This window comes from Sphingomonas sp., assembly GCF_026460985.1.
Taxonomy (GTDB): Bacteria; Pseudomonadota; Alphaproteobacteria; order Sphingomonadales; family Sphingomonadaceae; genus Sphingomonas.
On sequence record NZ_JAPKNM010000054.1, the window covers coordinates 28,057 to 50,723 of the forward strand.

At 68.5% G+C, this 22,667-nt stretch carries 18 protein-coding genes; 8 read left to right on the forward strand and 10 right to left on the reverse strand.

Going from position 1 to position 22,667, the window contains the following annotated elements:
* Positions 1-3 precede the first annotated feature (3 nt).
* On the forward strand, positions 4-417 hold the full coding sequence (locus MT490_RS08925; RefSeq protein ID WP_297386154.1) for a GFA family protein: 414 nt from the start codon (positions 4-6) through the stop codon (positions 415-417).
* Positions 418-591: 174 nt separating this feature from the next.
* On the opposite strand, the gene MT490_RS08930 is transcribed toward MT490_RS08925, so the two are convergent.
* Entirely contained in the window at positions 592-2,520 is a 1,929-nt protein-coding gene (locus MT490_RS08930) for a TonB-dependent receptor (protein ID WP_297386157.1), read from the reverse strand.
* Positions 2,521-2,659: 139 nt separating this feature from the next.
* Between MT490_RS08930 and MT490_RS08935 the strand changes: the two genes are divergently transcribed.
* Positions 2,660-3,493 (forward strand): LytTR family DNA-binding domain-containing protein, encoded by an 834-nt coding sequence (locus tag MT490_RS08935; protein WP_297386160.1) that lies wholly within the window; start codon positions 2,660-2,662, stop codon positions 3,491-3,493.
* Between the two features lie 186 nt (positions 3,494-3,679).
* Here the strand turns inward: MT490_RS08935 and cobA are convergent, their stop codons facing one another.
* The 9 genes from cobA to MT490_RS08980 form a co-directional block, all read right to left on the reverse strand.
* The gene (cobA, locus tag MT490_RS08940) at positions 3,680-4,459 is read right to left on the reverse strand and encodes a uroporphyrinogen-III C-methyltransferase (protein ID WP_297386163.1); all 780 of its coding nucleotides are present in this window, start codon (positions 4,457-4,459) and stop codon (positions 3,680-3,682) included.
* The gene (locus tag MT490_RS08945) at positions 4,449-7,040 is read right to left on the reverse strand and encodes a nitrate reductase (RefSeq protein ID WP_297386166.1); all 2,592 of its coding nucleotides are present in this window, start codon (positions 7,038-7,040) and stop codon (positions 4,449-4,451) included. Before MT490_RS08945 ends, cobA begins: the two co-directional genes overlap by 11 nt.
* Before the next feature lie 186 nt (positions 7,041-7,226).
* Positions 7,227-7,565, reverse strand: a complete 339-nt coding sequence (gene nirD, locus MT490_RS08950) for a nitrite reductase small subunit NirD (protein ID WP_297386169.1) — start codon at positions 7,563-7,565, stop codon at positions 7,227-7,229.
* Complete coding sequence (gene nirB, locus MT490_RS08955; RefSeq protein WP_297386172.1) at positions 7,562-10,087, reverse strand: nitrite reductase large subunit NirB; 2,526 nt, start codon at positions 10,085-10,087, stop codon at positions 7,562-7,564. Before nirB ends, nirD begins: the two co-directional genes overlap by 4 nt.
* 237 nt (positions 10,088-10,324) lie before the next feature.
* Positions 10,325-11,524, reverse strand: a complete 1,200-nt coding sequence (locus MT490_RS08960) for an alginate export family protein (RefSeq protein WP_297386174.1) — start codon at positions 11,522-11,524, stop codon at positions 10,325-10,327.
* 51 nt (positions 11,525-11,575) lie between these two features.
* Complete coding sequence (locus MT490_RS08965) at positions 11,576-12,817, reverse strand: nitrate/nitrite transporter (protein ID WP_297386177.1); 1,242 nt, start codon at positions 12,815-12,817, stop codon at positions 11,576-11,578.
* Positions 12,818-13,022: 205 nt separating this feature from the next.
* Entirely contained in the window at positions 13,023-14,228 is a 1,206-nt protein-coding gene (locus MT490_RS08970) for a CmpA/NrtA family ABC transporter substrate-binding protein (RefSeq protein WP_297386180.1), read from the reverse strand.
* Positions 14,225-14,806, reverse strand: a complete 582-nt coding sequence (locus MT490_RS08975) for an ANTAR domain-containing protein (RefSeq protein ID WP_297386183.1) — start codon at positions 14,804-14,806, stop codon at positions 14,225-14,227. The genes MT490_RS08970 and MT490_RS08975 overlap by 4 nt, the downstream gene beginning before the upstream one ends.
* A gap of 55 nt (positions 14,807-14,861) precedes the next feature.
* The gene (locus MT490_RS08980; protein ID WP_297386185.1) at positions 14,862-16,535 is read right to left on the reverse strand and encodes an MFS transporter; all 1,674 of its coding nucleotides are present in this window, start codon (positions 16,533-16,535) and stop codon (positions 14,862-14,864) included.
* Between the two features lie 107 nt (positions 16,536-16,642).
* Here MT490_RS08980 and MT490_RS08985 point away from each other — a divergent pair, with 107 nt between their 5' ends.
* The 6 genes from MT490_RS08985 (at position 16,643) to MT490_RS09010 (ending at position 22,551) form a co-directional block, all read left to right on the forward strand.
* Positions 16,643-16,909, forward strand: a complete 267-nt coding sequence (locus MT490_RS08985) for a DUF6356 family protein (RefSeq protein ID WP_297386188.1) — start codon at positions 16,643-16,645, stop codon at positions 16,907-16,909.
* A 4-nt stretch (positions 16,910-16,913) separates the two neighbouring features.
* Positions 16,914-18,260, forward strand: coding sequence for an FAD/NAD(P)-binding protein (locus MT490_RS08990; RefSeq protein ID WP_297386191.1), 1,347 nt, complete (start codon positions 16,914-16,916; stop codon positions 18,258-18,260).
* A gap of 63 nt (positions 18,261-18,323) precedes the next feature.
* Positions 18,324-19,370 (forward strand): 4-hydroxyphenylpyruvate dioxygenase, encoded by a 1,047-nt coding sequence (gene hppD, locus MT490_RS08995; RefSeq protein ID WP_297386194.1) that lies wholly within the window; start codon positions 18,324-18,326, stop codon positions 19,368-19,370.
* Between the two features lie 230 nt (positions 19,371-19,600).
* Entirely contained in the window at positions 19,601-20,878 is a 1,278-nt protein-coding gene (hmgA, locus tag MT490_RS09000; protein WP_297386197.1) for a homogentisate 1,2-dioxygenase, read from the forward strand.
* Positions 20,879-21,035: 157 nt separating this feature from the next.
* Entirely contained in the window at positions 21,036-21,392 is a 357-nt protein-coding gene (locus MT490_RS09005) for a Rieske (2Fe-2S) protein (RefSeq protein WP_297386199.1), read from the forward strand.
* Positions 21,393-21,402: 10 nt separating this feature from the next.
* Entirely contained in the window at positions 21,403-22,551 is a 1,149-nt protein-coding gene (locus tag MT490_RS09010) for an isovaleryl-CoA dehydrogenase (RefSeq protein WP_297386202.1), read from the forward strand.
* Positions 22,552-22,667: the final 116 nt, after the last annotated feature.

Genomic DNA, 22,667 nt, shown 5'->3' on the forward strand with positions numbered 1-22,667 from the left:
GCGATGGAAGGCGGCTGCCTCTGCGGTGCCGTGCGCTACCAGCTGAAATCCGAGCCGTTCGACGGCGGCTGGTGCCATTGCCGCACCTGCCAACTCAACTCGGGCAGCCCCGCCATGGCGTTCGCCAGCGTGCCGGTCGGCGATTTCGTGTTCACCCGGGGCGCGGAACTGGTCGGCACCGTCGCGTCGAGCGACTTCGGCCACCGCCGCTTCTGCACCCGGTGCGGCACGCCCTTCCTGATGCAGGTCGACCATCAGCCCGAGACGGTGGACTTCAGCATCGCAACGCTGGACGAACCCGACGCGGTGGTCCCGGGCTTCCACATCTTCCACGCCAGCCGCATCGCCTGGGCCGAGCCGGGCGACGACCTCCCCCGCCACGCGCGGTTCCGACCGGACACGCGCGGGCTTTCCTAGGGATCGACAGCCAGCTTTCCCCTCCCTGCAAGGGAGGGGTTAGGGGTGGGTAGCGTTGGACGAGGCTCGATGCCTCGTCTGACGCTTCTTCGCTGGGCGATGAGTCTTTTGGGCGCGCAGACGCGCGCACCCACCCCCACCCCCTCCCTTGCAGGGAGGGGCGTAACTGGCGCGCTAAATCTCCCCCGTCAGAGTCAGGGTCAGGACGCGCTTGTTGTTGAAGGTGAAGAGCCCGGCATTGCTCGCGCTCCACACGAACTTGTCGAACAGGTTGGTGACGCGCGCGCGAACGGTGAGCGGCTGGCCGTCGACGGTGAAGCGCTGGCGCAGCCCGGCCTGGAAGATCGCGTAGCTGGGCAGCGTCGCGCTGTTGTCGCGGTTGGCGTAGCGCTCGCCGCGGAAGCTCACGCCGCCGTCGATCGCCAGCCCCTCCACGCCGGGCACGCGCCAGGTGAGGTTGGCGAGGGCCATCAGCTCGGGCCGGCCGATCGGGTGCGATCCGATCACGCCGCTGTCGACCAGCTCGCCGCTGATCCGCGCGTCGAGCCAGGTGGCGCCGAGCACGGCGCTCAGCCGTTCGGTGATCGGCCCGGCGAGCGACAGCTCCACGCCCCGGTGCCGCACCTCGCCGACGAAGCCGTAGATGCCGCTCGCGTCGAGCCCGGGCAGGGGCTTGGCGAGGTCGAACAGCCCCGCGATCAGCGCCGGCCCGCCGGGGAAGCGATATTTCAGCCCGAGCTCGGCCTGGCGCGAGAGCGCCGCGGGTAGCACCGCGCCGCGATTGACCGCATTGCCCGGCGCTACGCCCGATTCCTCGAGCCCGCGGGCGTAGCTGGCGAAGGCCGTGAGATCGGAGGTGATGCCGCCGGTGATCGAGGCGCTGTAGAGCCAGGGTCGCGTCGTCTCGCGCGTGGTGGTGCCGTCGAGCGCGCGCACCGTCTTGGTATATTCGGCGCGCTGGACGTCGGCGCGGAGCTCGGCGGCGCTGCCGATCGACAGGCGGTAGCCGAGCCCGCCGGCCCATTGCCCGACCGTGTCGCGCTTGCGCCGCGGATCGATGGCGAAGGCCGGGCGCGGGACCGCCACCGGCGCGTCGACATCGGGGAACAGCACGACCGGCAGCGCCGTGCCCGGCCCCATCACGTTCAGGCTGTCGCGGCGGCGGACCATGGCGATGAGGCGGTGCTGGAGCGATCCGGTGGCGAAGCTCTTCGCGGCGGTGACTTCCGACGAGATCGAGCGGTACCGCTCGTCGCCAAAGGCCTGGGCGATCTCCTCGACCGGGCCGCCGCCCGCGGGGAAGCGCACCAGGTTGAAATAGGTCCGCTGGTCCTCGACTCCCGAGAAGAACGCCGACGCGCCGAAGCGCCATCCCTTCCCCGCCTCGACATCGGCGATGAGCCCCGCCTGGGTGGTCTCGGTGCGCTGCTCCATCCAGGGTTGCGAGCGCTCGGGGCCGCGCACCACCTCTGGTGGCGGCGCACCATTGGCGGTGGCGAACACGGTGTCGCCGCCGCGCTCGTACCAGGTCCGACCATAGAGGGCGGTCAGCGCGACGCCCGGTAGCGGCGACCAGCGTGGCACGACCCCCACGGTGAAGAAATCGCCGCCGGTGCCGTCGGTATAGTCCTGCAGCGGATTGAGCTGGACCGAGCCGACGACCCCGAGCGTCCCGTCGGCCGATGCCGCGGTGACGCGCGTCGAAAGCACCGGCCCGCTGCCGCCCCACCAGCCCGCCTCGATCCGCCCGCGCGTGCCGGGCTCCATGTCGGGCAGGTCGTATTGCACCACCCCAGAGGGCGCGGCGAAATCGGTGCGCAGGCCGTTGGCGCCGACGCGGATCGCGGTGCCGTCGATCAGGGTCAGCGGCAGCCCCGCGGCGCGGACGAAATAATGGTCCTCGATCCGGTAATTGCCCGCGCTCTGCAGGTCGAAGCCGCGCACCTCGCTTTCGCTGTAGAGCCCGACATCCTCGATCCCCACGCGGCGGCCGAACGCGTCGTCGGCGGCGCGGACGACGTCGCGGCCCTGCGGCGCCGGCGCCTGCTGGGCGAGCGCCTGGGGCGCGGCGAGCAGCGATAGACAACAGAGGGAAATACGCATGGTCCACGGTCCTTTCCTTCGCCCCTCGGCCGCCGAAATCCCGCAGCGGCGCAGGCTTCGGGAGCGGATTGGGACGAACGTCACGCCCGCGTGACGAACGGCCGTTCGCGCGCGCGCACGGGTGCGCTATCCTGCGCGCATGGCGACAAGGCCCCGCGAGTCGATTTCGGACCTGAGCATCTCCGGCACCGGCGCCGCGGTGCTGGCCGGTCTCGCCTTCCTGCTCGGCTATGGCGTGCGCGGCGGCGAGAGCGTGCCCGCGCCGCGATCGGCCGCGCCGAATCCCGAGGGCGATTTCACCGTCGCGCTGATCTGGGGCACGCTGATCACGCTCGCCTGGGTGTTCCGCGACCGGCTGCGCGAGGCGATGCTGGCGCCGCAGCGCTCGCGCCTCCTGCTCGTCGCGCTCGCCTTCGTGCCGGTCGGCATCGCCGATGCGCTGACCGCGCAGATACTGGCCGCGCCGGTCGATCCCAGCTGCGCCCTTCCCTCCGCCTCACCGCTTTCGGACTTCCTGCCGCGGGTGGCGATCCTGGGCACGACGATGCTGCTGGTGCTGCTGGCATGGGAGCAGCACCTGACCGCGCAACTGCGCCGCACGCCGCGGTTCGAGCCGGCGCCGACGCCGCCCACGCCCACGCCCGCCGCGCCCGGCGAATGGCTCGATTTCCCCGAATCGCCCTTGCTCCGCGTCCGCGCCGACGATGTCGTGCTGATCCGCTCGGCGGGCAATTACAGCGAGATCGTCGCGCATGGCCGCGCGCATCTCGTCCGCGCGACCCTCAGCGAGCTTTCCGACCGGCTCGCGCCATTGGGCTTCGTGCGCGTCCACCGCCAGACGGTGATCAATGCGCGCAACGTCCGCCAGGTCTGCCGCGACGGCGCCGGACGCGCGCTGATCCACCTCGCCTGCGGCAATGCCGTACCCGTCGGCCGCCGCTACATGGGGGCGATCGACGCGCTGACGCGGTAGACATTCTTACGCCCCTCCCTGGAAGGGAGGGGTCGGGGGTGGGTGCGCGCGTCTGCGCGCCTAAGAGACTCTCCAGCACCCTCGCAAAACAGCGACGACCGCGGCATCGAGCCGCGTCGTCGCTAAACCCACCCCTATCCCCTCCCTTTCAGGGAGGGGGAGGAAATGGCTACGCCGCCAGTCCCGTCAGATCTGCGCCTTGGCCGCCATGAGCGGGGCGGCTGCCGTTTCGTCCTGGCGCACCGCCTCGCCGACGAGGATCAGCGTGGGCTTGCCTTCGGTCACCGCCTGCACCGCGAGCGGCAGCAGATCCAGCCGAGTGCGCAGGCAGCGCTCGCTCGGCAGGCTGACGTCGCAGGCGATCAGCACCGGAGTCTTCGGGTTGAGCCCGTGCGCGATGAGATTGCGGCTGATGTCGCCCGCCGCCGAGCGGCCCATGTAGAAGGCGGTGGTGCAGCCGGAATCGGCGAGCTGCGCCCAGTCGAGATCGAGCGGCTCGCCGGCGCGGGCATGCGCGGTGACGAACTGCACCCGCCGCGCCAGTCCGCGCAGCGACAGCGAGATGCCGGCCGAGGCGGCGGCCGCGCTGGCGGCGGTCACCCCGGGGCAGATCCGCGCGCGGACGCCGACTTCGGCGAGCGCCGCGACTTCCTCCATCGAGCGCCCGAACATCGAGGGATCGCCGCCCTTCAGCCGCACCACGCGCTCGCCCGCCAGCGCCGCCTCGACGAGCAGGTCGTTGATCGAATCCTGGTCCTTCGAATGCCGGCCGGAGCGCTTGCCCACCGGCACCTTCCGCACATGCGCCGGGATCAGCGCCAGCACGCCTTCACCCACCAGCGCGTCGTAGAACACCACGCTCGCGGCGCCCAGCAGGCGCTCGGCCTTGCGGGTCAGCAGGTCGGGGTCGCCGGGTCCCGCGCCGACCAGCCAGACTTCGCCGAGCCCGATGAGATCATCCTGCATTGGCCGCACTCCTGTTCTGCTCGATCAGCCGGCGGATCGCCGGACGGCACGAGCCGCAATTGGTCCCCGCCGAAAGCGCCGCGCCCACCGCCTCGACGCTGGTCAGCTGCTGCGAGGCGACTGCCTGGACGATGGTCTTGAGCCCGACGTCGAAGCACAGGCAGACGATCGGCCCGCGATCCTCGCGCGCGCCCGGAGGAGCGCCCGCCAGCACGGCGGGGCTAGCCGCTTCGCCGATCTGCGCGATCAACCACTCGCGCGACGGCAGCAGCCCTTCGCGCGTGACGAACAGCGCCGCTGCGAGCTTGCCATCCTTCAGGACTGCAAGGCGTCGCGAGCCGCGCGCGCGATCGAGGGCCTCGATCCGTTCCCCCTTGGGCAGCAGCGCATCGAGCTGCGCCGGGTCGCCTTCGCCGGCCAGTTCGTAGAGCACGCCGCCCGCCACGCGCACGCGCGTCGCCCACAGGCAGTCGGGCTGCTTCACTTCGCCCGCGGCGAGCAGGAAGCCCCGCCACGCCGCCGCCACCGGCGCGATCGCCGCCGGGGTCGCCTTGAACCCGGGCTGGCCCGAATGCGGATCGACGAGCGGCCGCGGCAGCAGGCCGGTGCGCCCACCGGTCGATTGCTGATCGGTCCAATGGATCGGCGTGAACAGCTCGCCGCGCCGCTGGCCGGTGCTCAAGGTCACCCGGAACACGCTGTCGCCCTGCGGCGTCGACACCCGCGCCAGCCCGCGATCCGCCAGGCCGAGCTCGGCTGCGTCGTCGGGATGCACCTCGACCAAGGGCTCGTCGCGGTGCCGCGCGAGCTTGGGGCTGAGCCCCGTGCGCGTCATCGTATGCCAATGGTCGCGGTAGCGCCCGGTGTTGAGCGTCATCGGCCATTTGGGCAGCGGCTCCTGGAGCGCGACCTGCCGGGCGGGGACGAGCCGCGCCTTGCCGTCCGCGGTCGGGAAGCGCCCTTCGGCGAAGGCCTCGCCGCCCCAGCGGAAGGGCTCGAGCGCATCATAGGCCTGGTTGCCGATCGCCGCCTGCCCGCGCAGCTCGAACAGCCGGGCGCCGTCATTCTGATAGGTCGAGAGCCGCGCATGCTCGCGGAAGATCTCGGCCGGGCGGTCATAGGGAAAGGCCGTCCGCCACCCCATCCGCCGCGCGACCTGGGTGACGATCCACCAATCGGGCTTCGCTTCGCCCGGCAGGTCGAGGATCGCGCGCTGGCGGCTGATCCGCCGCTCGGAGTTGGTGACCGTGCCGTCCTTCTCGCCCCAGGCCGCCGCGGGCAGCCGGACATGCGCGAACTTGCTCGTGTCGGTCTCGGCGATCACATCCGAGACCACGACGAAGGGGCATGCCGCCAGCGCATCGCGCACGCGGCCGGCATCGGGCATCGACACGGCCGGGTTGGTGGCCATCACCCAGAGCGCCTTGATCCGCCCCTCGCCCACCGCGCGGAACAGGTCGACCGCCTTGAGGCCGGGCTTGCACGCCATCGTCGGCGCCGCCCAGAAGCGGCCCACCCGTGCGACATTCTCCGGCGCGAAATCCATGTGCGCCGCCAGCGTCGAGGCGAGCCCGCCGACTTCGCGTCCGCCCATCGCGTTGGGTTGGCCGGTGATCGAGAAGGGGCTGGCGCCCGGCTTGCCGATCCGTCCGGTGGCGAGGTGGACGTTGAGGATCGCGTTGACCTGATCGGTGCCGCGCAGCGACTGGTTCACCCCCTGGCTGAACAGGGTGACGGTGCGCGGGTGCGCGGCGAACAATTCGAAGAAGCGCCTGAGGTCGGCGGGCGGCAGATCACAGGCCCGCGCCACCGACCACAGGTCGCTCCCCTCTCCGACCTTGTCCCAGAAATCGTCGGGTACGCTGACGCTCCGGGCAAGGTAAGTCTCGTCGATCAGCCCGTTGTCGCGGCAATGCGCGAGCAGGCCGTTCATCAAAGCGACGTCGCTGCCGGGGCGGATCGGCAGGTGCAGGTCGGCCTCGTCGGCGGTCTCGGTGCGGCGCGGATCGATCACGACCAGCTTCGCGCCCGCATCGCAGCGCGCGCGGATGCGCTGATAGACCACCGGATGGCACCAGGCGGTGTTCGAGCCGACCAGCACGAACAGGTCGGCCGTATCGAGATCGTCGTAGCTCGCCGGCACCACGTCCTCGCCGAACGCGCGGGTATGGCCTGCGACCGCGCTCGACATGCACAGCCGCGAATTGGTGTCGATGTTCGCCGAGCCGATGAAGCCCTTCATCAGCTTGTTGGCGACGTAATAGTCCTCGGTGAGGAGCTGCCCCGAGACGTAGAAGGCGACGCTGTCGGGCCCGTGCTCGGCGATCGTCTGGCGGAAGCGCTTCGCCACCAGGTCGAGCGCCTTGTCCCAGCTCGCCTGGCGCTTGCCGATCATCGGGTGGAGCAGCCGCCCCTCGAGCCCGACCGTCTCGCCGAGATGGGTGCCCTTCGAGCAGAGCCGGCCGTGATTGGCGGGGTGCTCGGGATCGCCCTTGATCTCGACCGCGCGCGCGCCGGTGCGCGTCGCGAGGATGCCGCAGCCGACGCCGCAATAGGCGCAGGTGGTGCGGATTGATTCCATCTTAGCCCCTCCCCTTCAGGAGCATCAGGTCGGCCATGCTCCCAGCATGGCCTGAACAGCGCGGGGCGCTGTTCACCTGATGCTGGGTTGGGGTGGGGCGGTGCCGCAAGCTTTGGGCTCGGTGAGACGGCCAGGCCCCCCCCCCAACCCCTCCCCTGAAGGGGAGGGGCTTATGTGTTGCAGCCTTCACGCCGCCGCCTTGAGCGCGCCGGCGCGGCAGATCAGCACTCGCCCCGCGTTGACCTTGACCGGGATCACCGGCGTGCAGCCCTTGTCGTTGCCCTGCGCCTCGCCGGTCGCCAGCGCGATGTTCCAATTGTGGAGGGGACAGGCGACGCTGTGGCCGTGGACGATGCCCTGGCTGAGCGGGCCGCCCTTGTGCGGGCAGCGATTGACCAGCGCGAACACCTTGTCGTCGCCGGTGCGGAACACCGCGATCTCCTCGCCGCCGTCGACCGGCACGGTGCGGCTCCCGCGCACCGGGATCTCGTGCACCCAGCCGATATCGAGCCACTCGCCGGTCATGCCATTTCCTCCATGCGGGGTTTGAATGCAGCCATGTGCGCATGCTGCTCGCGCTCCTGGCCGGCGACGCGCTCGGCCCAGGGGTCCTCCTGGCTGAAGCTCTGCGAATAGTGGAAGCGCGCGGTCAGCGCCTCGCGGCCTTCGGCATCGTCGACGATCCGCGCCTGGATGTGCGCGAGGCCGACGCGCTCGATCCACGGGGCGGTACGCTCGAGATAGCGCGCCTCCTCGCGATAGAGCTGGATGAAGGCGGCGCAATAATCCATCGCCTCCTCCTCGGTCGCGACCTTGCACAGCAGGTCGGTGGCGCGGACATGGATGCCGCCATTGCCGCCGACATGGAGCTCGTAGCCCGAGTCCACGCAGACCACGCCGAAGTCCTTGATCGTCGCCTCGGCGCAATTGCGCGGGCAGCCGGAGACCGCGATCTTGAACTTGTGGGGCATCCACGAGCCCCAGCTCATCCGCTCGATCTTGACGCCGAGCCCGGTCGAATCCTGCGTGCCGAAGCGGCACCATTCGGAGCCGACGCAGGTCTTCACCGTGCGCAGCGACTTGCCATAGGCATGGCCAGAGACCATTCCCGCCGCGTTGAGATCGGCCCAGACCGCGGGCAGATCCTCCTTCTTGATCCCGAAGATGTCGAGCCGCTGCCCGCCGGTGACCTTGACCATCGGCGCGTTGAACTTCTCGACCACGTCGGCGATCGCGCGCAGCTCGCGCGGGTTGGTGAGCCCGCCCCACATGCGCGGGACGACCGAATAGGTGCCGTCCTTCTGGATGTTGGCGTGCATGCGCTCGTTGACGAAGCGGCTCTGCTGGTCGTCGACATATTCGCCGGGGAGCGCGCAGAGCAGATAGTAATTGAGCGCCGGGCGGCACGAGGAGCAGCCGTCGGGGGTCGACCAGTGCAGCTTCTGCATCACCTCGGGGATCGACTTCATCCCCTGGGCGACGATCTCGCGGCGGACGTCGTCATGGCCGAAGCTGGTGCACTTGCACATCGTCTTCGGGCCCGCCTGGACCTCGTCGCCGAGAGTCAGTGCGAGCAGGTTCTCGACCAGCCCGGTGCAGGAGCCGCAGCTTGCCGAGGCCTTGCAGGTGCCGCGCACGGCGTCGAGGCTGCACGCGCCCTTTTCGATGCAGGCGACGACCTGGCCCTTCGAGACGCCGTTGCAGCCGCAGATCTCGGCATCGTCCGAGAGCGCCGCAACGGCCGCCTTAGGGTCCGCGGCGCCCCCTCCCGAGGCGAAGGCCTGGCCGAAGATCAGCACGTCGCGCAGTTGCGAGACGTCCTCCTGCTTCTTGAGCAGGTCGAAATACCAGCTGCCGTCGCCGGTATCGCCGTAGAGCACTGCGCCGACGATGCGGTCGTCCTTGACCACCACGCGCTTGTAGACCCCGCGGCTGGCGTCGCGCAGCACGATGTCCTCGGCGCCGTCGCCGCCCGAGAAGTCGCCCGCCGAGAAGACGTCGATCCCGGAGACCTTGAGCTTGGTCGAAGTGACCGAGCCCTTGTAGCCGCTATGCTTCTCGACCAGCCCGTCGGCGAGCGCGCGGCACATCTCCCAGAGCGGCGCGACGAGGCCATAGACCTGTCCGTCATGCTCGACGCATTCGCCGACCGCGAGCACGTTGGCGTCGCTGGTCACCATATGGTCGTCGACCTGGATGCCACGGCCGACCGCGAGCCCGGCCTCGCGGGCCAGCGCGGTCGACGGGCGGATGCCCACCGCCATCACCACCAGGCTGGCGGGGATGACGCGACCGTCCTTGAGCTTGACCCCCTCGACCGCGTCGGTGCCGAGGATCTCGGCAGTGTCGGCGCCGGTGAGGATCGTCTGCCCGCGCGCCTCGAGCGCCGACTTGAGCAGCCAGCCCGCCGCCTCGTCGAGCTGGCGCTCCATCAGCGTCGGCATCAGGTGGAGCACGGTGACCTTCATGCCGCGCAGGCTGAGCCCGTGCGCCGCCTCGAGCCCGAGCAGGCCGCCGCCGATCACCACCGCGTGGCCGCCCCCATGAGCCTTTCCAGCTTCGGCCGCGGCGAGCATCGCATCGACATCCTTCATGTCGCGGAAGCTGATCACCCCGGGCAGGTCCTTGCCCGGCACCGGGATGATGAAGGGATCGGAGCCGGTGGCGATCAGCAGCTTGTCGTAGCTGACGGTGCGGCCGCTCTGCGCGGTGACCTTCCGGCCGGCGCGGTCGATCGCCGTGACCGGGTCGCTCGCAACCAGTTCGATGCCGTTGTCGCGGTACCAGTCATGGCCGTTGATCACGATCTCGTCGAAGGTCTTCTCGCCCGCGAGCACCGGCGAGAGCATGATCCGGTTGTAGTTCACGTGCGGCTCGGCGCCGAAGATCGTCACGCGGTAGCGGTCCGGATCGCGCGCCAGCAGTTCCTCCACCGCGCGGCAGCCCGCCATGCCGTTGCCGACCACCACGAGATGCTCGCGGCGCGCGGGCACCTCGGGCGCCCCTTCCGCCGCTTCGCCCGTCCAGCCTTCGCCAATCAGCTCCATGCCATGCTCCAAAACGCAAAAAGGCCGCCATGCGAGCTGCTGGAGAGTTCCAGCGCCTGCATGGCGGCCTTGCCAATTCACCCTTGACCGGCAGCCTGCCGATCGATGCACCACCTTCTCCCTTCCCTGGGAGCGGCGGCTATGACTCGTTCGGGCGCCCTTGCCCGATCGCGCACATGATGCTGATTTGTCCGCGATTGTTCAAGTGCGAATTTTGCATTGCAGCAAAAACAACCGTCAGAGCGCCCAATCCAGCTGCAGCCAGAGCTTGCGCGTATCGGTCGCGAACAGGTCCGCGCTGTAATCCGCATAGCGCACCGACACCGTCGTCTTGCCCAATTTGCCGCTGGCGAGCAGGTTGATCTCGTCGCCATAGTGCCGCACCAGCCGATCGCTCTCGAAGCGATGATAGACCGCCTGCAGCGTCACGCCCTTGAACGGGCCGAGTGCCTTCGTGCCCCAGCCCGCGCTCGCATAGAGGTCGCGCACGCCATCGGGCGGGGTGGTCAGGAACTTGTCCGCCCAGCCCTGGAACTTGAAGTTGGTACCGAGCGGCGTCTGGAAGCTGGTGAGCGCCACACCCCGATCGGCACCGAGCACTTCATAGCCCGCGCCGAGCCGAAAGCCCGACACGTCCAGCCCGGCATCGAGCAGATAATAGTCCGCGCGATAGTCGTTGGGATTGCGCCCATATTCGGCCTGTCTGGCGTAGCTCGCCTGCCAGGAGAGCTTGGCCGCGGCCGACAGCGGCCGCGTGCCCGCGAACCGCACGCCATAGGTCTGGCTCGACAGCCGATAGCCCTGCACCGCGGCCTCGTCCTGGTCGACCAGATAGGCGAAGCCGGTGAGCGTGCCGACGGGCGTGGCATAGCTGAGATTGGCGAGGATATTGTCGCCACCGATCCCCTGCTGGCGCGCGCCATTGCCCTCGACGCCCCAGATGGTGCGCACGTCCCAGGCATAGCTCAGGTCGAGCTTGAGCCCCTTGGCGGGCGTCACTTCCGCGCGCACCGCGTCGAAGCTCTGGGCGTTCTGGCGGAAGGGCGCGCTGCCGACGAACCGCTCGTCGTCGAGTGCGATCCGCTGCCGCCCCACCGTGACCGTCAGCGGCTTGGACTTGTATTGGAGCTGCGCGCGGTAGAGCGCGACATTCTCCGGGTCGGCGACCAGCGGCCGCGTCGCGGCGCCGTGCAGCCCATCATAATATTGATCGCCCAGCGCGACCGTCCCCTGCGCCTCCACCAGCGCGCTCCACGGCCCTTCCGAGACCTGGACGCCCGCCCGGACCCGCGCCGTCACCGCGTCCGCATCCTGCGCGATCCCGTCCTGCTCGACATGCTCGTAGCGAAGCCGCGCCTCCGCCAACGCCTTGACCTGCTGGGCACAAGCGGGCCCTGCCACGGCGAGCGCCGCCGCGGTTCCGATCACCAATCGCATTCACATTCCCCTAAATGAAACGGGCGGCGCCGAAGCACCGCCCGCCATGGATCAGATCCGCACGCCCGCGAGAGCAGCGTCCCAGCGCGTCCGCCACACGCCCTTGACCAGCATGAGCCCGGCCAGTGCCAGCAGCGCGAGACCCGCGAAGATCAGGAAGCCCGGCTGGTAGCTTCCGGAAAGCTGCTTGGCGAAGCCGAGCGAGGAAGCGAGGTAGAAGCCTCCCACGCCGCCGGCCATGCCGACCAGCCCGGTCATCACGCCGATCTCCTCGCGGAAGCGCTGCGGCACGAGCTGGAACACCGCGCCATTACCCGCGCCGAGCGCCAGCATCGCGACGACGAAGGTGGCGAGCGCGACCGTCACCGTCGGCGCCGCGCTCACCCCGGCGAGCGCGATCGCGGCGATCACGAACACGCCGGTCAGCGTGCGCACCCCGCCGATCGCGTCGGCGAGTGCCCCGCCGATCGGCCGGATCAGCGATCCAGCGAAGACGCAGGCCGCGGTGCAATAGCCCGCGGTCACCGTGGTGAGCCCGAACTGATCGGTGAAGTAGATCGGCAGCGACGCCGCGAGCCCGACGAACCCGCCGAAGGTGACGCTGTAGAAACCCATCAGCCACCAGGCGTCGGCGCTCTTGAGCGGATGCAGATAGGCAGTGAGCGACTTGGGCGCAGGCGCGTTGGGCGCGTCCTTGGCCATGATCATGTACGCGATGAACACGAGCACCAACGGGATGCAGGCGAGCCCGAGCACCGCATTCCAGCCGAACAGCTTGGCGAGCGTCGGCGCGAACAGGGCGGCGAACACGGTGCCCGAATTGCCCATGCCGGCCAGGCCCATCGCCTTGCCCTGATGCTCGGGCGGATACCAGCGGCTGGCGAGCGGCAGCGCGATCGCGAAGCTCGCCCCGGCAAAGCCGAGGACCACGCCGAGCGCGAGCGTGCCCGCGAAGCTGTTCACCCCCAGCAGCCAGGCCGTGAAGAGCCCGACGATGACGATGACCTGGCTGATCGCGCCCGAGCGCTTGGGCCCGATCCGATCGACGAGCAGCCCGTTGACGACGCGCAATATCGCGCCGGCGAGGGTCGGCGTCGCGACCATCAGTCCCTTTTCCGCCGCGGTGAGATGCAGCGTCTTCGCGATCTCGGGCGCGAGCGGCCCGAGCAATACCCAGACCATGAAGGCCAGGTCGAAATAGAGGAATGCGGCGATCAGCGTGGGCTTGTGCCCCGCCTGCCAGAAGCCGCTCTTGTCCCTGGTCTTCTCACCTTCCCAATATGCCGTGGCCATATGAACCCCTGTTCGCATTTGCGGTGAACACGAAAAATGCCGCCTCCGGCCTCATGCGTTCGCACGGACCGGACAGCGGCTTTGCTGATGTTTGGAGGAGAGCGTCCCGGCGCTGGGAGCATCTCCGATGACGCGCATCTTCGCGCGTTGTCCTAAGGCTTGCGCAGTTTCATTCTTTTCGCAAGTGCAAAAAACTTATCCGCGATTAGCGCGCAAGTGCAGCAAGATATCCGCCAATGTCGTCAGGATCGAACACCGCGCCGTCGAAGAATCGGTCGGGTCCCAGCGTCAGCGCACCCTGATGGGCGCCCACCGGCAGCGGCGCCGCCAGCGCACCTTCCAGCTTCATGCTCGCCCCCGGCATCGGCAACCCTGCCCCGCCCAGCGCGCGGCGATAGATGTCGGGGCGGAACACGTCGGCGGCCTGGCGCTCGGTCGCCGCGTCCGCCTTGACCGCCCCCCAGCGCACCAGCTGCGAATAGATCCACAAAGCCTGGCTCCGCCACGGAAAGTTCGCCGCCTCGCGGTGGAACAGCAGGAAATCGGGAATATGGACGGGTGTGTCGCCGCGGCGCAGCACGAACTGCCCGCTGAGCGCGGTCAGGATCCATTCCGCGGGCTGGCCGACATGCTCGGGTCGCTCGAGCAGCAGCGCCAGCTCGTCGCGATTGGCCGGATCGTCGCACCATGCCGCGGCCTGCGACACCGCGACGAGCAGCCGATCGACCGTCTCGGCGTTCGCCTCCATCCAGTCGGTGCGCATCGCCAGCACCTTCTCGACCCCGCGCCGCCAGATGTTGACACCGGTCGCGACGATCTCCCCCAGCCCCTCCGCGACCGCGACGCTGTTCCACGGCTCGCCGGCGATGAACCCGTCGATCTCGCCCAGCCGCAGCGCCTCGACCATGAACGAGGGCGGCAGCACGCGCAGATGGACGTCGCGCTCGGGATCGACGCCGGCATAAGCGAGCCAATAGCGCAGCATCAGCGCATGGCTCGAGAAGCGATGCACCACGCCGATCACCGGCTTGCGCTTGTAGAGCCCGATCGCGTTGGCGAAGTCGTGCGCCGCCGCTTCGGGATCCTGGACGCGCTTGGCCGGTTCGGGATCGAGCGCCAGCGCGAACTCGGTCGCCATCACCAGAGCATTGCCGTTGACGTTGAGCTTGAACGGCGCCGAGATCGCCGCGGGATGCTGGCTGAGGCCGAGATTCACGGCGATGGCAAGCGGCGCGAGCATGTGCGCCGCCTGGACCTGCCCATAGACGAGCCGATCGCGCAGCGTCGCCCAGGAGGTGGTGCGCACCAGGCGAAGGTCGATCCCCTGCGCTTCGGCAAAGCCCTTGGCCTGCGCGGCGATCAGCGGCGCACTGTCGGTCAGCGGCAGGAAGGCGATCGAGAGCGGAGTCATGATTGCCCTCCCAGCAGGCTATGGGCCGTGATCAGCGCCTCGGCCACCTCGGCGATGCGTTTGCTCTGGCTCATCGCGGTCGAGCGCAGCAGCGTATAGGCTTCGGGTTCCGACAGGCCGCGCGTCTGCATCAGGATCGCCTTGGCGCGATCGATGGTCTTGCGGTCGGCGAGCGCGGTGCGCGCCTCGTCGAGCTCGGTCTGCATCCGCGCGAAGGCATTGAAGCGGCGGATCGCGAGATCGAGGATCGGCTTGACGCGATCCTTGCGCAGCCCGTCGACGACATAGGCCGAGACGCCGGCGTCGATCGCCGCGCCGATCATCGCATCGTCGGACTGGTCGACGAACATCGCGATCGGCCGCGCCAGCGCGCGGCTGACCGCCAGCATCTCCTCCAGCGTGTCGCGGCTGGGGCTGCCCAGGTCCATCAGCACGACGTCGGGCGCCATCCGCTCGAGCTTGGCGACGAACGCGCCCTGCGGCGGCACCACATGGATGTCGTCATAGCCCGCGTCCCGCAGCCCCTCTTCGAGCACGGTCGCGCGCAATCCGCTGTCGTCGACGATCACGATCCGCAAGAACGCAGTTCCCCAAAGGAGCCGTGGGCCTCATGCAAGCCCGCGGCCTTCCCGGTCAATCGTCGATCGAGCGCTTGTAGGTCTCGGGCAGCAGGAAGAGCCCCAGCACCAACGTCACCACCGCCGCGACCACCGGATACCAGAGGCCATAATAGATGTCCCCGGTCGCCGCGACCATCGCGAAGGCGGTCGCGGGCAGGAAGCCGCCGAACCAGCCATTGCCGATATGATAAGGCAGCGACATCGAAGTGTAGCGGATGCGGCTCGGGAAGAGCTCGACCAGCATCGCCGCGATCGGGCCGTAAACCATCGTCACCAGCAGCACGAGCAGGGTGAGCACCAGCACCACCATCGGCCGGTCGATCGCTGCCGGGTCAGCCTTGGCGGGATAGCCGGCATTCTGGAGCGCCACCTTCGCCGCGTCCTGGAAGTCGGCGATGCCGATCGTCGCAACCGCGCCTTCGGCCAGCACTTCCTTGCGCGGATCGTAGACCGGGATCTGCTGCGATCCGATCTGCACCATCGCGGTCGTCCCCGCCGGCGCCTCGACGTTGCGATAGGCGATGCCCTGCCGCGCGAGGAACGCCTTGGCGATGTCGCAGCTCGTGCTCTCGAACTTGTTCTTGCCGATCGGATCGAACTGGAACGAGCATTCGGCGGGATCGGCGGTGACCGTGACCGGCGCGTTGCGCTGTGCGTGCGCCAGCGCGGGGTTCGCCGCCTCGGTGAGCAGCCCGAACAGCGGGAAATAGCTCACCGCCGCGATCGCGCAGCCGGCGAGGATGATCGGCTTGCGCCCGATCCGGTCGCTCAGCCAGCCGAAGAAGACGAAGAAGGGCGTGCCGATCGCCAGCGCGATCGCGATCAGGATGTTGGTCGTCCAGCCATCGACCTTGAGCGTCTTCTCGAGGAAGAACAGCGCATAGAATTGCCCGGTGTACCAGACCACCGCCTGGCCCACGACCGCGCCGAACAGCGCGATCAGCACGAGGCGCAGGTTGCTCCAGCGCCCGAACGCCTCGGTCAGCGGCGCCTTGGAGGTGGTGCCCTCCTCCTTCATCTTCTTGAACACCGGGCTCTCGTTGAGCTGGAGCCGGATCCACATCGAGACGCCGAGCAGCACGATCGAGACGAGGAACGGAATCCGCCAGCCCCAGTCGGCAAACGCCGTCTCGCCGATCGCGGTACGCGTACCGATCACCACCAGCAGCGCCGCGAACAGCCCGAGCGTCGCGGTAGTCTGGATCCAGCTGGTATAGAGCCCGCGCTTGTTGTTGGGCGCATGCTCGGCGACATAGGTCGCGGCGCCGCCATATTCGCCACCGAGCGCAAGCCCCTGGAGCAGGCGCAGCGCGATCAGGATGCCGGGCGCCGCCACGCCGATGCTCGCATAGCTCGGCAGCAGCCCGACCGCGAAGGTCGAGAAGCCCATGATCGCCATGGTGACGAGGAAGGTGTTCTTGCGCCCGACAAGGTCGCCGATCCGCCCGAAGACCAGGGCGCCGAACGGGCGCACCGCGAAGCCCGCGGCGAAGGCGGCGAGCGCGAAGATGAACCCGGTCGTCTCGTTCACGCCCGAGAAGAACTTGGCCGAGATGATCGTCGCGAGCAGCCCGTAGAGGTAGAAGTCATACCATTCGAAGACCGTGCCGAGCGACGAGGCGGCTATCACCAGTTTCTCGTTCTGCGTCGCCTGGTGATGGTCGGGCTGCCTTGCTCCGTCGGCCATGAATCGCGTCCCCCTCGGTTCTGTTACCGTTACCCCAAACCACAAGCGGCCGCGGCTGCAAACCCCAAATGCTTCACAGCGGCGAAGCTTCGTTCTAGGTAACGCAGATGATCGACCGCTTCTTCCTCGCCCACCCGCGCAGCGTCGGCGAGAGCTATGGTGAGCACGCCGCCACCGCGGCGCGCTTCGGGTTCACGATGATCGTCGGGGGCGCGGCCTGTGTAGTGCACGCAGTCCTCCCTTTCCTGTTCGTCCGCACGGCCAGCGACACGGTCAAGAAGCTCTACGGCCAGATGAAGGCGCGACAGCCCGCCTTCTCGCAGGAGCGCCCGGCCTTCCAGCAGCCCGAGTGGCAGATCGAATACGAAATCTAGCGCCGTGATCGAGCACGTCGCCATCATCGGCGCGGGCTTTTCGGGTACGCTGCAGGCGATCAACCTGCTCCGTCACGAAGGCCCCCGCGCCACGCTGATCGAGCGCGCGCCGGTGGCGGGCACCGGCCTGGCCTATGGCGCGGCGCATCCGAGCCATGTGCTCAACGTCCGCGCCGGCAACATGAGCGCCTTCCCGGACGATCCCGCGCACTTCGTCCGCTGGCTCGAGGCGCGCGGCGTGCAGAACGCGCCCGCGGCCTTCATCCCGCGCGTCACCTATGGCGAATATCTGCGCGAGTTGCTCGAGGCGGCGCTCAAGGATCCGAGCGGACGGCTCACTTTGGTCCGCGACGAGGTGCAGGACCTGGAAGTGAACGGCGGCGTGAAGGTCGAATTGCGCGATCGCACCCTCGATGCAGACGCCGCGGTGCTCGCGGTGGGCAACCTCCCCCCGCACGATCCGCCGGGGCTCGATCCCGACAAGCTCTCGGCCGAACGCTACAAGGGCGATCCGTGGGATACCACGGTGCCCGAGAATCTCCCGGATACCGATACGGTCCTGATCATCGGCACCGGGCTCACTATGGTCGACGTCGTGCTGCTGCTCGACGCGCGCGGGTTCCGGGGCAGGATCGTCGCGCTGTCGCGCCGCGGCCTGCTCCCCCGCCCGCACGGCCTGGGAAGCGACTGGCAGAAGATCGACGAACGCCCCGCCACCACCGCCTCGCACCTGCTCCAGGCAGTGCGCGGCCGCGGCGACTCGATCGGCTGGCGCAACGCGGTCGACGAGCTCCGCCCCTTCACCCAGGCGATGTGGGGCAATGCCAGCGAGGCAGAACGCGCACGCTTCCTCCGCCACCTTCGGCCCTGGTGGGACGTCCACCGCCACCGCCTCGCGCCCGAGGTCCATGCTCGGCTGATGGCGGTTGCCGAGCGCGGGCAGCTCGAAGTGATCGCGGGCAAGACATTGGGCTTCGACGAACGGACAGACGGCATCGCGGTGCAGCTGCGTCGCCGGGGCGCGGACGTCGCCGAGACCTTGCTCGCCCAGCGCATCATCAACTGCACCGGGCCGCTGGGCGACCTCGCCCGGACGCAGGAGCCGCTTCTCCAGAAGCTCGCCGCGCGCGGGCTGATCCGGCCCGATGCCGCGCATCTCGGCATCGACGTCGACAATCAGGGCCAGACGATCGCCGCGAGCGGCAAGCCCAATCCCGATCTCTACGCGCTCGGCCCGATGACCCGCGGCGCCTTCTGGGAGATCGTCGCGGTGCCCGACATCCGCACCCAGACCTGGAACGTCGCCCGCCGTCTCTCCAACGCGCATTGGGTGGGCGGCGAAGGGCTCTGACGCCGCGCCAGGCAGAGTTAGTATCAATTGACACTACATGCCCCGGAGGAGTATCCGCGGGGCATGACCGATCCTGCAAATCCGCCCCATAATCCTCTGGGCCTCAACGGCTTCGAGTTCGTCGAATTCACTTCGCCCGATCCCGAGGCGATGGCGCGCCAGTTCGAACAGATGGGCTTCGTCGCGAGCCACAGGCACCCGCGCAAGAACATCACCCGCTACAAGCAGGGCCGCATCAACCTGATGCTCAACCGCGACGATGCCGGCCGCGTGGCCAAGTTCCGCGGCGAGCATGGCCCTTCAGCGAGCGCGATGGCGTTCCGTGTCGCCGACCCCGAAGCGGCGATGAAATGGGCGCTCGAGCATGGCGCCGAGGCCACCCAGGAGGACGACACCGTCATCATGGGGATCGGCGGCTCGTATCTCTATTTCATCAAGGACGGCGAGGATCTCTATTCCGACTGGGCCGAGTTCCCCGGCTGGCGCGAGGCCGAAGCGGAGAACAATGTCGGGCTCGACCTGCTCGACCACCTCACCCACAATGTCCGGCGCGGCCAGATGCGGGTGTGGAGCCAGTTCTACAAGACGCTCTTCGGCTTCGAGGAGCAGAAATATTTCGACATCAAGGGCCAGGCTACGGGCTTGTTCAGCCAAGCGATGATCGCCCCCGACAAGGCGATCCGCATCCCCCTGAACGAAAGCCAGGACGACACCAGCCAGATCGAGGAATTCATTCGCGAATATCATGGCGAGGGCATCCAGCATCTCGCGCTGACCACGCCCGACATCTACGACACCGTCGAGCGCCTCCGCGCACGCGGGGTGCGGCTTCAGGACACGATCGAGACCTATTTCGAGCTGATCGACAAGCGCGTCCCCGGGCATGGCGAGGATGTCGAGCGGCTCCGGAAGAACCGCATCCTGATCGACGGATCGACCGAAGAGGGCATCCTGCTCCAGATCTTCACCGAGAACATGTTCGGCCCGATCTTCTTCGAGATCATCCAGCGCAAGGGCAATGAAGGCTTCGGCAACGGCAACTTCCAGGCGCTGTTCGAGAGTATCGAGCTGGATCAGATCCGCCGCGGGGTGATCAAGGTCGACGCCTAGTTGGTTCGCGCAGAGGCGCAGAGGACGCAGAGGACGCTTGCCGCGAATGCGGCCATCATCAAGGGACCGCCAGCTTGGCTGCCACCGATGCAGCGCTATTCGGCGGCCGGGAAGCCAGTCTCTGCGTCCTCTGCGCCTCTGCGCCTCTGCGCCTCTGCGCGAACAAATCATTTTTCTTCTTCTTCCTGGAAGGTCCTAAGGAGTTGGAGAGGTCTGAACCGGAGATAGCAATGACCGATTATTTCCCCGGCTTCGGCAACCATGTCTCGACCGAGGCGGTCCCGGGCGCGCTCCCCGTCGGCCGCAACAGCCCGCAAAGGCCCGCCTTCGGCCTCTATGCCGAGCAGCTCTCGGGCACCGCATTCACCGCGCCGCGCCACGAAAACCGGCGGTCGTGGCTCTATCGCCTGCGACCCACCGCCGAGCATCCGCCCTTCGTCCGCTATGAGGGCGCGAGGAACTTCGCCCCCGGCACAGTGCGCGAGCCCCTGCCCCCCAATCGCCTGCGCTGGGACCCGATCCCGGCCCCGACCGAACCGACCGACCTGATCGACGGCATGACCACCATGCTCGCCAATCGCGACCCCGCCGATCTCGAGGGCGTCACGGTGCACCTCTATGCCGCCAACAAGGATATGACCGACCGCGTCTTCGCCGATGCCGATGGCGAGCTGCTGTTCATCCCCCAAGCCGGCCGCCTCACCCTGCTCACCGAACTCGGCCGGATCGACATAGCCCCCGGCCAGATCGCGCTGATCCCGCGCGGGGTGAAGTTCCGCACCTTGCTCCCCGATGGCGAGGCGCGCGGCTATGTCGCCGAGAACCATGGCGCGCTGTTCCGCCTTCCCGATCTCGGCCCGATCGGCGCCAACGGCCTCGCCAATCCGCGCGACTTCGAGACCCCGACGGCCTGGTTCGAGGACCGCGATGAACCCACCGAGGTTGTGCAGAAGTCGTTGGGAAACCTGTGGACAACCACGCTCGACCATAGCCCGCTCGACGTGGTCGCCTGGCACGGAAACCTCGCGCCCTGGCGCTACGACCTCGCGCGCTTCAACGCGATCAACACGGTGAGCTTCGACCATCCCGACCCCTCGATCTTCACCGTGCTGACCTCGCCCAGCGACGTGCCCGGCCGCGCCAACGCCGATTTCGTGATCTTCCCGCCGCGCTGGATGGTGGCGGAGGATAGCTTCCGCCCGCCCTGGTTCCACCGCAACGTGATGAGCGAGGCGATGGGACTGATCCACGGCGCCTACGACGCCAAGGCCGAGGGCTTCGCGCCGGGCGGGCTCTCGCTGCACAATCTGATGGCGGGGCACGGGCCAGATCTCGCGAGCTGGGAGGGAGCCTCGAACGCCGATCTCAGGCCGCACAAGATCGAGGGGACCATGGCTTTCATGGTCGAGACCTGCTGGCCCTATCGGCCGACCGCGTTTGCGCTCGAGCGGGCGCAGCCGGATTACGACGCGGCGTGGAAGGGGTTTCCCAAGGCGAAGCTGCCGTGACCACCAATTCCTCCCCGGCACGGGGAGGGGGACCGCGCCACGCAGTGGCGTGGTGGAGGGGGCCCCGCTCTCCCCACGCGCCATGGCCCGAGGCACGCGGGGCCCCCTCCACCATCGCTGGCGCGATGGTCCCCCTCCCCGTTCCGGGGAGGAGTTGATGACCGACCGCCTCACCGCCACTCCCGCCGGCGTCACGCTCGGCCCGCTCGCCCTCATCCCCGACGACACCGCCCGCAACTTCGTGCTCGAGCTTCGCGCGGGGCGCTTCCACGGCTTCGTCGTGCGCAAGGGAGACGCGGTGCACGGTTATGTCGACCAATGCGCGCATATGGGGCTCCCGCTCGCGCAGGCGCTCGACAAGTACCTCACCGACGATCGCACCCTGATCCAGTGCAGCTGGCACGGCGCGCTCTACCGGATCGAGGACGGCGCGTGCGTGGGTGGCCCTTGCGTGGGCGCCAAGCTAATGCCGTGGCCGGTAGCGGTACGCGACGGCATGATCGTGACTGCCTGAGAGGATGACAATGGAACCAACCCTGGATTTCGGCCTCGGCGAGAACGCCGACATGATCCGCGAGACCACCGCGCGCTTCGCGAAGGAGCGCATCGCGCCGCTCGCCGCGCGCATCGATGCCGAGGACTGGTTCCCGCGTGACCTCTGGCCCGCGATGGGCGAGCTCGGGCTCCACGGCATCACCGTCGAGGAGGAATATGGCGGGCTCGGGCTCGGCTATCTCGAACATGTCGTCGCGCAGGAGGAAGTTGCGCGCGCCTCGGCCTCGATCGGGCTCAGCTACGGCGCCCACTCGAACCTCTGCGTCAACCAGATCCGCCGCTGGGCCAATCCCGAGCAGAAAGCGAAATACCTCCCTAAACTGATCTCGGGCGAGCATGTCGGTAGCCTCGCCATGTCCGAGGCGAGCGCGGGCTCGGACGTCGTCTCGATGAAGCTGCGCGCCGAGAAGACAGCCAACGGCTATGTCCTCAACGGCACCAAATTCTGGATCACCAACGCCGCTTACGCCGACACGCTCGTCGTCTACGCCAAGACCGGCGAGGGGTCGCGCGGGATCACCACCTTCCTGATCGAGAAGGACATGCCCGGCTTCTCGATCGGGCAGAAGATCGACAAGATGGGGATGCGCGGCTCGCCTACCGCGGAGCTCGTGTTCGACGACTGCGAGGTCTCCGAAGAGCAGGTGATGGGCCCGCTCAACGGCGGCGTCGGAGTGCTGATGTCGGGGCTCGACTATGAGCGCACCGTGCTCGCCGGGATTCAGCTCGGCATCATGCAGGCGTGCCTCGACGTGGTGCTGCCCTATCTGCGCGAGCGCAAGCAGTTCGGCCAGCCGATCGGGCATTTCCAGCTGATGCAGGCCAAGGTGGCCGATATGTACGTCGCGCTCAATTCGGCCCGCGCCTATGTCTATGCCGTCGCGAAGAATTGCGATGCGGGGCGGACTACGCGGTTCGATGCGGCGGGGGCGATCCTGCTCGCGTCGGAGAATGCGGTGAAGGTCTCGCTCGAGGCGATCCAGGCGCTGGGCGGCGCCGGCTATACCAAGGACTGGCCGGTCGAACGCTTCGCGCGCGACGCCAAGCTGCTCGACATCGGCGCGGGGACGAACGAGATCCGCCGGATGCTGATCGGACGGGAATTGGTGGGGGGCTAAGACTCCTTCTCCCCTTGTGGGAGAAGGAAGGGGCCCGCTCGCGAAGCGAGTGGGAAGGATGAGGGGGACTGAGTCTCACTCCCCCTCACCCTTCCGCCGACTAACGTCGGCTCCCT